Source organism: Arenibacter sp. S6351L (genome assembly GCF_023016025.1).
In the GTDB taxonomy this organism is placed as follows: Bacteria; Bacteroidota; Bacteroidia; order Flavobacteriales; family Flavobacteriaceae; genus Arenibacter; species Arenibacter algicola_B.
In genome coordinates, this window is sequence record NZ_JALKBB010000002.1 from 103,685 (window position 1) to 116,614 (window position 12,930).

The window sequence follows — 12,930 nt, forward strand, 5'->3', positions numbered from 1 at the left end:
CCATAGGATGATATAATCTTACACTCAATACCAATTAATTGGTCGCTTCCGTTTTAGTATAGGTAAATGTAACGTCTGTTTGTACGGTTTGCCCATTTACATCTGTTATGTTATAATTGGAAGTAGTGGTAAATGCAGATTTGCCCTCATTGAAAACAATTTTCAAATTTTGAGAGGAACAATTCCCAATTAAACCTAGGATGCCACTGGAAAGCTTCCAGGTTCCTTCAATCTTAAGCTTATTACTGCAGCTAGACGCATTTTGACCTTGGGCGAATTCGTAGGCGCGACCTGGTCCGAAAGTATACTCGGCATCCTTTTCGCAGTCCGTATATTGCACATAAATATCCTTTTTTGGATTCTGCTCGTCATCTTTGGTAATATCTACTTCCTTTTCCGCCACTATAGCCGTCAACTCCCAGGCTCCGAGCAACTCATTTTCCTCCGCAACAAGTGCCCCTTCAAAATCAGCTGGACATTCAACGGTATTATCCGTACTACAACCTACCAATAAGCTGTTAAATGCAATTGCCCCAAAGAGCCCAAACCAAATTATTTTTTTCATATGATATTATTTATATTTTTATTCATAAATGCAAAAAATACAAAATGGTTGCGTTAAAGGAGGTTGATTTTTTTATGACCATTAAGGGCAATTATTGCACAACTTCTACCCATTGGCCTTTGGTACGCACGGAATAATCATTGTTGTACATGGCCTCTGCCTGTATCCCGGGCAAGTAATATTTTCCCAAATAAGATGCGTTCAGCAATACCCTAAATATTTTTGTTTCGTTCTTCTTCATGTCAAAATAAAAATTGGCCCTATCATCCCTCAAATCCGTATAGGTCACCTCGTTTTCAGCAAAATCGCCAAAATCCGTGAACCTGGTATTTACTATTTCCCAGCCACTAGGGAATATTTCGGACAGTGCTACATTTTTAATTACCTCTGCCTTGGTATTGGTAAGTGATACTTCTGCGACAAAATCCGTGCCCTGCATTATGGAGGATGGGTCCAATTTAATGCCGTTCCTTCCCTTAAAGACCACATTGGCCACTAAATTGCGCTGCACCTCCCTTTCCTCTCCCACAGGCAAAATTCCACTCTTAATTATACTCATATAAAGCAAATTTTCGCCAGTATTTTTTATATTAATGGAATTGGTTCCCGTTCTAATACCCAATTCTGTATTGGCCAAGGTTTTGTCCGTGTCAATTGTGGTATTGCCCCCGTTAACAGTTATGCTGGCCTTAATTCCCTTTCCCCCTATCATATCGGCAAATTTTGCCAATGCCAAGAGGCAATAGGCAGTACTCTGAGTACTCATCCATTGATCCGAACTTAAGCGCTGTGCTAAACTCTTGGCCATTTCCTGAGCCTTTACCTTATCATTTAAAAGCACAAAGGTTTCCAAGGCCATTGCCCTATTGCGTTCGGAGGACCCAAAGGTTTGATAGTCATATTTACCATCCGAAAAATCATAATTGGCGGATTTAATTATTTGTTGGGCCACAGATTCCTGGCCAACAAGTCCGTAGGCAGCCGCCAAGCGGAATTTCCCTTCATTGGACAGATTGGGCGTTTCCCTAAGTCTGTTCATTGAAGCAATATCCGCATTTCCTGAAAGTGCCAAGGAATATAGGCGATATGCCTGGGCCAAATCTGAAGACCCTGTTCCTGATCTCCATTGCCTAGCTATATTTTGTTGATAATTTATCCAAGAAGACCTAAATCCTAGAGGCAAAACATATCCCCTTTTCTCAGCTTCCAATAAAAAGTGGCCCACATATGATGAACTCCAATCATCAGCATAATTTTGTCCTGGCCAATAGGCGAAACCCCCATTTGGGGTTTGATAACTACCAACCCTTTTTATGGCACTTTCAACATTTTGTTGTATCTCTTTTTTCTTTGTTGCGTTAATATCGAAGATATCCGTAATAAATAACTGCGGAAAAGCACTAGAGGTGGTCTGCTCCAAACACCCATGCGGATATTGGATCAAATATTGCATTCTTCCATTAAAATTCATAGGTGGAAGGGTAGAAAATTCCAGTTCTGCACTATTGCTGCCAGGAATGCCAAAAGTTTCAAGATCAATTTTTCGGCTACTAGCGGCCTCCAGGACAATATCCTCTGTAACCGTAGTCAATGGATTGGGGTTTACCACATCTATAGGCACCTCAAAAGAGGCCCTTTCCCCATTACCCGAAGCCTCCACCACTACCTTGCCGATTCCTTTAAAATCAGCTACCTTTAATTGAAAATAGGCCATTTTTTCATCAGGTTGGGCGAAAGAAAGGTTTTGTACGGTCTTCCCCTCAATGCTGAAGGAAGGATCCGGTTTAATTTTTAGCGCCACTTCCTTAACCTTGTCTTCCATAACAAAAACAGTAACCGGTAAAGTCACCGTCTCCCCAGGGGTAATTTTCCTTGGCAAAGAAGCCAATACCATAAGAGGTTTTCTTACGGGGGTTGCTTTTTCTGCCATGCCATATGCGGCTTCCCCCGAATTTCCTGCTATGATCATTGTACGTACCGAACCAACATATTTGGGAATGTCTATTGTATGTGATTTTGTCTCCCCCTTATTCAAGCTAAAGGGGCCCAAATAAACCACCATAGGTTCAAAGCGATTGGCCTTTTTATTTTTGGCACCGGCCAATTCTCCGTCCCCTCCAATAGCAAAGACCTGATTTATTCTCCCGCCAAAAGCCCCGATTACATCATCGTATACATCCCAACTCTTGACCCCCAGTGCTTCCCTGGCATAGAAAGTATTCCACGGATTTGGAGTTTTATAACGGGTTAGATCCAGCAGTCCTTCATCCACCATGGCAATGCTATAGGTCATGGCCCTGCCTTGTTTCTCGTTTATTTTGAGGGTTATACTTTCCTCAGGCTTTAAGACATCCGGCATAGCAATTTCTGGTTGCAGTTTGGTCAAAGGATCTTCTACCAAGATAGGAACTACCCCATACATTCGTATAGGCGAATCGTTTAAAGTATTGGCATGCGGTTGCAGCAAACTAATATTGATATAAACATTTGGGGTGTACAATTCAGTTATGGGTATTTCAAATTTTGTTTCCCCTTTTTCAGATTCCACCCATAGTGAATGGAGTACCTCACTGCCATTTTCAATGGTAACCAAGGCCCTGCCACCTTGGGAACCCGGAAAGGTAACAATGGCCGTTTCCCCGACTTTGTAAACTTCCTTGTCCGTGGAAAACACTAGCATAGTGGCGGCGGAAGGATCATTTTTCATGCTTTTTCCAGCCCATCCCGGCCAATCTACATATATTGTTTTGCCCGTTGCATGCCCTCCCATTGGATCTTCCACTCTAACCAAATAGCGGCCCCATTCGGGATATTTTAACTCAAAATTAAATGATGCCTTACCACTGGAATTAGTGCTTATGGTTTTCTCAAATACTTTTTCCTGATACTCACTACTGCTAAAACTGGAAAGATTATCAGCAGAAGTCTCCCACCACCATCTCCAGCTCACTTTATAAATAGTCGCCTTTAAATTGTTTGTGGCTTTGGGATTGCCCATTTCATCTACGGTTACCACTTCAAACTTATGGGACTCATCTGTGAGCAGCATTCCCCTTGTTTTATCACCTTTGGGTACATTAAGGCCTACGTAAGTGTTAAAGGGCGAAAATTGCTTTGTAAAGACATCGGTACTAAAATCGCCCCCGTTTTCATAAACCTTGGTGATAAATGCTGCCGTAAGCATTCCTGGGGCCTGACTATTAATTTGTGGATTTAACGAAAAGGGTGCTTTACCTTCTGCATTGACAGCACTATTGAAAACTATTTGATCTTCTGTAGCAAACGCCCTTGTAGGATCATCAAAAACATAAGCCGGGAAGTTTTTAAAAGTTGTAGTCTGTACATTGAACCTGGCAGTGATATCTGCCTTAAGGTTTTTGGCCACCGCGCCGTGAAGCCAAGCCACCTCCAACATCCCTTTTATGGGTTTACCGCCGGACAGCACCTCATTTTCAAACACCGTCTTAATCTTTAATCTATTTGGTTTGATTGTTTCAATCTTAATGGTTTTTGTAAAAGTTGCCCCTCCTACTGAAACCTTCGCCAACCAATTACCGGTAGGCGCATTTTCATCCGTCCTTAAAACGAAACTATAAAAATTGTTGAGAGAATTTGTCCTTACTTCCCGTAGGACCACCTTATTGTAGGGGTCTATCAATTCCAATTTTACAGGATGCCCTACGGGAAGTTTATTTGCCTTATCGTTTAACATAAACGAAAGAAAGAGTTTGTCACCAGGGCGCCAGACCCCCCTTTCCCCAAAAATGAAACCTTTTATTCCCTTTTGTAGTGCAACCCCATCAACATTGAACTTACTAACGGACAGCGCGTTGCCGTCATTTAGTTTAACGTAGGTCTTTTGACCATTGCTTTCAGCTACGGCAAAGTACGCCAAATGATCGGTATCAAAGAGAGAAGTACCGTCCAACGCTGTTATTACTTGCCCAATGGGCTGTTGTTGGTAGTTATAGAAAGTAACCTTGGCCCCGGCAACGGGTTCAGTACTTACAATATTATTGACCGCTACAAAATAACTCTTGTTCACCCCCTGTTTTACGGTTATCCCCAGATCCGAGGCCAAAACATTGGTCCCTACCGTTTTATCAAAGTAATAGGAAGTATGGCAAGGGTTGTCCCGTTGGTTCCAATCATAGTTAAAGTAATAATCTTCGTAATAGGATTCCACTCCGTCCCATGAACTGTTTTCCGTTTCTTGATCAAAATCATCTGCCGATGGCGCTTCTTGTTCAAAATTGGTGTCGTCACATTTGAAAAGGCTATACGAGGGTTTAAAACTAAATTCAACTCTATAAATAGCCCCTACCTCAGGTGAAATGAGCGTTCTTAAATCTATGGCATGGGCGGACCATTTACCATTATAATTGCCAAGACCGGTTTCCAAATCCAATTTCTTGGAGGCTATGGGCCGTGCTACAGTTTTTAAATTGTAACTCCCGTTAAGATCATTACCTTGTAAGAATTGCAGAATATTACTCTCGAAAATTTTATAGACGGTTAGGTTGACCGACTTCAGATTTACCGCCTCAAAATTTATTTTTAGATTATTGGAGGATGGTAAAATTGTTCCATTTGATAAAAGACGGACCTCCGGTTTTATTTGTTCGAACGCTACCCGCTCTGTGAGCTTTGTTTTAAGCTTGTACCCATCAACACTTTCAATACCTTCAAAAACCTCCAGCCTAAGGGTTGTACTCATCTCCTTGGAAGGATATACCTTTAGCGTATTGCCCACTACATCATATTTAAGGTTGCCATCCCCTTCCAACACTACCAGACCCTTAAAGTTTTGTCCTTTTTTTAAGGGATCCGAAAAATTTATATTTATGATTTGATTTTCCCCTGTTTCCAAGCCAACATCCAGAATGCTAAAATTACTCTTGCCCGGTATTTTTATATTATTTTTTCCAGCACTTTCAATATCCACACCGGTGCCATCCCACACAACCTCCAAGTCTGTATCTTCAGTGAATCGCTGAATACTATCTATCTTAAAATGAAATTGGGTTCCTTCAGCTATGGATGTATCAAATTTAACAGGGACCTTTTTCCCGTTCTGTTTTACCTCCAACAACTTCTTGGCATTTTCCAAACTTAATTGATCGGCACTTTTCAATTGTCCTTCCAAATATTGATAATCCTTGGAATAGGATTGCAGGGCTTGGGTATACACATTGAACTGTTGTTTCAAAGTTTTTACCTCGAAATTAAACTTGCGTAACTCTTTTGGGACCCCGGAAATAAAAGATCCCAGATCCAAGGTAAACCCATAGGTACTATTCTGCTGAAAACCGGCCTCTGGCACAAAAGCAATGGTTCTACTGTCCAAGGCTATTACCTTGCCTCTGGTCTTGGGAGATACCAGTAATAAATCACTGTCCAATTCCTTTCCGTTTTCCCAGGAATCAACTGGACGGCTCAACACTATCCTTACATCTGCTTTTACAGAAATTAATCCATGGGATACTTCCGTTATATATTCCTGATATAGATTTAAGTTATCTACTGGAGTTTTGCCGGTCTCTTTTTTCTGGTTACAACCAAGGATGAAAAGAAATATTAGGGCACGGACAATTAATTTCATGAAAAGAAGCAATTTAGTACAGTAAAGATAAAATGTTTTCCCTTTGTGGCGTATTTTTTGATTTAATTAAGCCCGGCAAAAAAATTATTTTCCTATCATTTCAAATCCAGTTATGGTATCCAAAATGTAAATACTAAATGTGAATCGACAATTTGGTGCTGGGTTTATAATATAAGTAGTCCTTGGATTACAGAATGTATAATAAGCTATGCATTTCATCGAATAAACCACTTATTTCGACTTCGTGATAAATTAATTTTTTAATATTACAACCGTTGGTTACGAGAAGCCAATCACGAGAACACAAGAATTCCCCATTCTTCCCTTTCTTCCTACTTACAAATAGAACATTATATGAAAATGAAAATGCATTATTTTGTAATGCTTTTGTTCGCATTTGTAGTAGTCTCTTGTAGCACAGAGTCTTTAGAGCCGGCAATTAGTCCCGAAGTCGAAAATGCGGTTGAAGTGGAACAGGAATTACTTGGAATCGTCAACGAACATCGTATTGCCTTAGGCTATAACGATCTAGATTTTAGCTCAGTGGCATACGAGTACGCCAACAAGCATACAGACTATATGATAGCCAAAGGGTCTATTAACCATGACAATTTTAGCGCGCGTGCATCGGATATTTCCCAAGCGGTAAATGCCTCTTTTGTCTCTGAAAATGTGGCAAAAGACTATGATTCTGCCTATGAGGCTTTTCAAAAATGGCTGGCCAGTTCCGACCATAGGAAAACCATGGAAGGCGAATTTACCCACACCGCGGTAAGTGTAAAGAGGAATACCGACGGCAAACTATATTTTACACAACTCTTCTACAGATAGTCTTCCTAAAAGCAGTTTACTTTTATTATTTTTGATGTTAAACCGCGTTTTATTAATTGATAGCAGCTACTGCATTATCAAATATTAAGGGGCGGAAGTATAATGTTAACTTCTATAAGATGCACTATGTCCATAAAACAACCATTCAATCTAAATAAATGGATTTCCGAGAATAGGGATACTTTAAAACCTCCCGTAGGAAATAAAAACCTTTACACGGAATCGGGAGACTACATTGTTATGGTTGTTGCCGGCCCCAATGCCAGAAAAGATTATCATTACAATGAAACGGAGGAACTGTTTTATCAATTGGAAGGCAATATTGAGGTCCATATTCAAGAAGACGGCCAAAAAAAGACAATGCAATTGGGACCTGGGGATATGTACCTGCACCCGGCCAAAATACCGCATTCCCCAGTTAGAAAAGAAGGATCCATTGGTTTGGTAATAGAGCGTAAACGGGCCGAGATGAACGTTGATGACGGCCTGCTTTGGTTTTGCGATAACTGCAACAATAAACTCTATGAAGTATACTTCACTTTAAATAATATTGAAAAAGACTTTTTGGGGCATTTTAAAACCTTCTATGGTTCGGAAAAACTTAGAACCTGTAGCAATTGTGGCACTATAATGCCCGTTGATGAAAGGTTTATTGCCAAGGAAGACGAATAGTCGATACCACTTTTCAGTATTACTTCCTATTACTTAAGTTGGACTTAAAGCCATAAATCCGGTTTTAAAACATTTATGATTGGTTATACCTTAGACTGCACATTAATTTGTAAATTTGAATAATATAACAATTAACGATAAAATAGTTATAAATGTCAAAAATTGCACAAGAATTTGGAATCCATGAAGCCTTAAAAAAATTAGGCGTCGAAGCTATAAATAACGGAACTTCAACAGGTTCGGATAATTTTTCCTCCGGAGAGGAGTTGAGTTCATACTCTCCAGTAGATGGTGTTCTAATTGGCAAAGTAAAGACCACCTCTAAGGAAGACTATGAAAAAGTGATGGATGCGGCCACCAATGCATTTAAACTTTGGAGAACAAAACCCGCACCACAAAGGGGGGAAATAGTGCGACAGTTTGGTGATAAACTTCGTGAGCTCAAGGAACCCTTGGGAAAATTGGTTTCCTATGAAATGGGAAAATCATATCAAGAAGGATTGGGAGAGGTGCAGGAAATGATCGATATCTGTGATTTCGCCGTAGGTCTCTCTAGACAATTGCACGGACTTACCATGCACTCCGAAAGACCAGGACATAGAATGTATGAACAATATCATCCTTTGGGGGTGGTTGGCATAATCTCGGCATTTAATTTCCCGGTGGCCGTATGGGCCTGGAATACAGCCTTGGCATGGATATCGGGAGATGTCTGTGTTTGGAAGCCAAGTGAAAAAACACCCTTATGTGGTGTAGCTTGTCAAAACATAGCGGCAACAGTATTTAAAGAAAATAATCTTCCTGAAGGCATTTCCTGTTTAATCAATGGCGATTATAAGGTAGGTGAATTTATGACCCATGACAAAAGGGTTCCTTTAGTTTCTGCTACAGGGTCTATACGCATGGGAAAAATCGTAGCTCAGGCAGTGGCCGCCAGATTGGGAAAATCACTCCTGGAACTTGGAGGAAACAATGCAATTATAGTAACCCCTGATGCGGACATAAAAATGACAGTTATAGGAGCTGTATTTGGGGCCGTTGGCACCGCAGGCCAACGTTGTACCTCCACACGAAGATTAATCATACACGACTCTATCTATGACAAGGTAAAAGATGCAGTTGTTACCGCCTACAAACAATTGCGAATTGGAAATCCTCTGGATCAGAAAAACCATGTTGGCCCATTGATAGATACCGATGCCGTAGGGATGTACCAAAAGGCGCTTAAGAAAGTAGTGGAAGAAGGAGGCAAGCTAATTGTTGAGGGAGGTGTACTGCAAGGAGAAGGATATGAAAGTGGGTGTTATGTAAAACCGGCCATTGCCGAAGCAAACAATACCTATGAGATTGTACAACACGAGACCTTTGCCCCTGTATTATATCTATTAAAGTACTCCGGAGATGTAGAAAATGCGATTGATATACAAAACGGAGTGGTCCAGGGACTATCCTCGGCCATAATGACCAATAATCTGAGGGAGGCAGAGCGATTTTTATCTGTCCAAGGTAGCGATTGCGGTATAGCCAATGTCAACATTGGAACTTCCGGTGCTGAAATAGGAGGAGCTTTTGGAGGGGAAAAAGAAACAGGTGGAGGTCGTGAATCTGGCTCGGATGCCTGGAAAATATATATGAGAAGACAGACCAATACCATTAACTACACCACAGAATTGCCTTTAGCGCAAGGGATAAAGTTTGATCTTTAGAATTGAACCTATAAAAAAACCCGCTATGTACTGGATGTAAACCAGTACATAGCGGGTTTTAAACTAACCAACCAAATTACATCCTGAAGAATAGCTCTATACTCCAAGACAAAAACTTTCAATTTGAATGTTTGACAGAATATAAACCCGTAGCCACTTGAAAATTTCCCCTCCCCCCGAATAGGTCCATTAGAAATAGCTGCGGGTTTAACCAAACTAACTCAAATAATTATGGTGAAAAAGACCTATTTCAATGCCGGAACTTAGTCGGGAGAAATAAGGTCTTTGTTATTCTAATATTTACGCTAAAGTCTACATTTTGTTCCATGATTAAAAGCAAAACTATATGGATGGTAATAAAATGTGTATAATTGGTAAATTTTGCAACTACTGCCCCCTAATTCTAATGCCCATATTGCACATTTAAAGTAGTTTAAACATAGGTTGGAACAATTTTTACAACCAGCCCTATACAACATTATCCCCTATATTTTTGTTGAAGGAAGTGAAACGTCCCAAAGCCTATTATTCGTGCTAACTACTTGAAACGTAATATTTAATAACATTTTTTTAACATTTAAGCGAATTTTTTAATACATTTAGACAAAACCCTTACAGCTATCCGAAATGTCTAAGAAAACAACCAATTTATTGGGTATTGTTATTGCCATAGTTGCCGGAACCTATTTTAACCTCATGTTGTGCAATACATGCATCACCGAAACAGAGGATACTCCAACGGTTGAAAATACAGTGGATGTTGCTAAAAATAAAATGCTGGCAGAGAAAAAGAATGAGCGTCAGAACCTTGATAAAAACAACTAACCCAAAACAATAAAGCACATGGAAAACCTAAGTATTTGGTGCTGGTTTATACCTGCCGTAGTAGGTGTAGTCTGCGCACTATTTGGCTACCTAATTGGAAAAGGCAAGAATTCCCAAATAGACCACACTTCAGAATTAAATATACTAAAGGACAAAAACGCAAAACTGGAAACCGATTTGGCGGCATGTAACAAACAACTATCCCAAAAAGTAGAACTTGTTGTTCCTGCCAAACCCATTGCCCCAATAGCCGCAGCAGAAGCCCTACTACCATTCAATGCACAGGCAGCAAAAGCCGCCCTTGGAAAAACTGTAAAACGGGACGACCTAAAGATCGTGGAAGGAATTGGACCCAAAATTCAGCAACTATTCAATTCTTTTGATATAAAAACATGGAAAGATTTGTCCGAAACTGCCGTTGCCAAATGTCAGGAAATCCTAGACACTGGAGGAGCCCGTTATAAAATTCACGATCCTGCATCCTGGCCTATGCAAGCAAAAATGGCCTACGAAGGCAAATGGAAAGAATTGCACAAATGGCAGGAAGAACACAAAAGAGGAAAACTATAGTAATACAATCTTCCTAAAACTGCACTTTGGCTAAATCAGAAAAGTGTTACTTATACACCTTACAAACAAACCAATAGGACAAGGGTCTCTTGGTCGTAAAAAATACAATTAAAAACACCCCACTTATCTGGATAAGTGGGGTGTTTTTGGCTTTTAGTACGCTATTTTTACTAGACCATTCTTCCGTTGGCTTCAACCCACTTGAACCTGTAGTCGTCCTCAGGGAATTTCATCCTGCTTGCGATTCGCTCCAATCTATCCGGTAATTTCATTAAATAGTCCCTAGCCCTTTCCGCATCATCATTAAGACTTCGAATACTATCCAATTCCCAATAGCTATTCAATTTTTTCAAAATTTCTATATAGTCCTGAGCTGTGTAAACCCCCAATCTTTGGGCACAATTTGAAAAGTTCTCAAAAGCGGTCCCTATGTTTCCTCCGGACTCCCTTAGGAAATGGGCCGGCATTACAATTTTTTTCTTCATCATATCGGCAAAGGCCAACATCATCTGGCTTGGGTCGTTTTCAAAAATAACCTTAACAAACTCCCTATAGGCCAAATGATGACGCATTTCGTCTCCCGCGATAATGGTACACATTTTACCAAGTAGGGCATTGCCCCCCTTTTTACACATTTGACCTACTCTTTTATGCGAAATATTGGTAGCCAACTCTTGAAAAGAGGTATATACAAAGTTTTTATAAGGATCTCTGTCCGTTCCTATATCGAAACCATCGGCAATTAGATGCTGGGTGGTTATTTCCACTTCCCTCATATTGACCCTACCTGCCAAATAAAGGTATTTGTTCAGCACATCGCCATGCCTATTTTCCTCGGCGGTCCAATGACGCACCCATTTGGACCAGCCATTCTTGTTTTCACCATGTTGGTCTATTCCTTCTACATCCATAAGCCAAGATTCGTAGGTAGGCAATGCCTCCTCGGTAATTGTATCTGCTACCAAGGTGACCCAAAGATCATACCCCAATTCCTTGGCTTCTTCACGTATTTGGGTTACGTGATCCATAAAGCCTTCACTTTGTGTATCCGGTAAAAAATCCGTTGGTTGCCAAATATCCTGAATAGGAATAAGGTACTGGTCTATAAAACCATCCACCTTACCCTCAATGGACTTCATCACTTCTATTCTAACGTTCTTATTAGACATTCTTCAAATTTTATGTAAATATCCTTAATAATCTTGATAATCTGTCCCTATAGACAGTAAAATTTAGTTTCTTCCCAATTCGGAAGGATAAAACAAATATACCGGATCACTTTGCCAATATTGCTTTGATCCAACATCCATTATGGTCAATGGACCTCTAAAAGCTGCCCCTGTGTCAACATTCCAAATATTGGCAGCATTCTTTGGAGTTGTCCTCCCAATCCTTGTTACCGGAGTATGGCCTATAAAAATCTCCTTGTAATGTGTTAACCTTTGAGGATAAAATTCATCCTCTTTGGTCAGTGATGGGTCCAAAGACAATGCCAATTCCCAAAGGGTCCTATCCCAATAATAGGTTTTGGTAAAATACTCGTGTCCCACACCCTTTAAGTTAGTAAATCCTGCGTGGATAAACAAACGATTTTCAGTGTCCAGAATATAATTTTCCAAATTATCGTAAAATTGAATGTGGGCTTCCTTTATTTCATCCCCTACCAACCGATAAGAATTCTGGGTAGCACTTCCCCCATGTTGTAACCAAAGTGGATTATTCTCCCCGTTTTTTAACCAATCATTGCAAAGTTCATCGTGATTTCCCCTTATAAATGAGCATTTATATGTAAGCCTAAGCTCCATTAAAAAATTTACCGTATTTACAGCATCACTCCAACCATCCACATAATCCCCCAAAAAAATAAGATGATCACTTGGACTCACTTTTGCCCTTTTCAAAACTTGCTCCAAGGCCTTTAACCCAGAATGCAGGTCTCCGATTACCAATGTTCTCATTTTGCAAAAATCGCAAATACCACTTTAATATCCATGGCAAAAAGAATTAAAAATGGATTACCCCGGATAATTTAAGTACAAATCCTACAACCAATAGATAATTCAATGTCTCTTAAAAACCCAATGAACAAGACCAAACCAAGTGAAAACATATCTACCAAAACAAATGGCCTACAAGCCATTTAGTGCAGGAATTCTATT

Annotated in this window: 9 protein-coding genes; 5 read left to right on the forward strand and 4 right to left on the reverse strand. The window is 40.1% G+C overall.

The genetic code is table 11. The annotated features are described in order from the left end of the window. Positions 1–34 precede the first annotated feature (34 nt). Both MWU82_RS02340 and MWU82_RS02345 read right to left on the reverse strand, forming a co-directional pair. Positions 35–565 carry a DUF5004 domain-containing protein gene (locus tag MWU82_RS02340; protein WP_215949677.1) on the reverse strand — a complete coding sequence of 177 codons (531 nt, stop codon included), beginning with the start codon at positions 563–565 and terminating at the stop codon, positions 35–37. Positions 566–656: 91 nt separating this feature from the next. Next, positions 657–6,167: an MG2 domain-containing protein gene (locus MWU82_RS02345; RefSeq protein ID WP_247095092.1), complete on the reverse strand. Its 5,511-nt coding sequence runs from the start codon at positions 6,165–6,167 to the stop codon at positions 657–659. 354 nt (positions 6,168–6,521) lie between these two features. Here MWU82_RS02345 and MWU82_RS02350 point away from each other — a divergent pair, with 354 nt between their 5' ends. From MWU82_RS02350 to MWU82_RS02370, 5 genes are all read left to right on the forward strand, one after another. Continuing rightward, a complete protein-coding gene (locus tag MWU82_RS02350) occupies positions 6,522–6,998 on the forward strand; it encodes a CAP domain-containing protein (RefSeq protein WP_215949679.1) in 477 nt (158 codons plus the stop codon). Positions 6,999–7,124: 126 nt separating this feature from the next. Further along, the gene (locus MWU82_RS02355; RefSeq protein WP_215949680.1) at positions 7,125–7,670 is read left to right on the forward strand and encodes a 3-hydroxyanthranilate 3,4-dioxygenase; all 546 of its coding nucleotides are present in this window, start codon (positions 7,125–7,127) and stop codon (positions 7,668–7,670) included. A gap of 152 nt (positions 7,671–7,822) precedes the next feature. Beyond that, the gene (locus tag MWU82_RS02360; RefSeq protein ID WP_215949681.1) at positions 7,823–9,376 is read left to right on the forward strand and encodes an aldehyde dehydrogenase family protein; all 1,554 of its coding nucleotides are present in this window, start codon (positions 7,823–7,825) and stop codon (positions 9,374–9,376) included. A 627-nt stretch (positions 9,377–10,003) separates the two neighbouring features. Continuing rightward, positions 10,004–10,201 carry a hypothetical protein gene (locus MWU82_RS02365; protein WP_215949682.1) on the forward strand — a complete coding sequence of 66 codons (198 nt, stop codon included), beginning with the start codon at positions 10,004–10,006 and terminating at the stop codon, positions 10,199–10,201. 18 nt (positions 10,202–10,219) lie between these two features. After that, positions 10,220–10,771 (forward strand): hypothetical protein, encoded by a 552-nt coding sequence (locus tag MWU82_RS02370; RefSeq protein ID WP_215949683.1) that lies wholly within the window; start codon positions 10,220–10,222, stop codon positions 10,769–10,771. Between the two features lie 170 nt (positions 10,772–10,941). On the opposite strand, the gene MWU82_RS02375 is transcribed toward MWU82_RS02370, so the two are convergent. Next, positions 10,942–11,940 (reverse strand): acyl-ACP desaturase, encoded by a 999-nt coding sequence (locus MWU82_RS02375; protein ID WP_215949684.1) that lies wholly within the window; start codon positions 11,938–11,940, stop codon positions 10,942–10,944. Between the two features lie 63 nt (positions 11,941–12,003). After that, positions 12,004–12,729: a metallophosphoesterase gene (locus MWU82_RS02380; RefSeq protein ID WP_247095093.1), complete on the reverse strand. Its 726-nt coding sequence runs from the start codon at positions 12,727–12,729 to the stop codon at positions 12,004–12,006. Between the last annotated feature and the right edge of the window lie 201 nt (positions 12,730–12,930).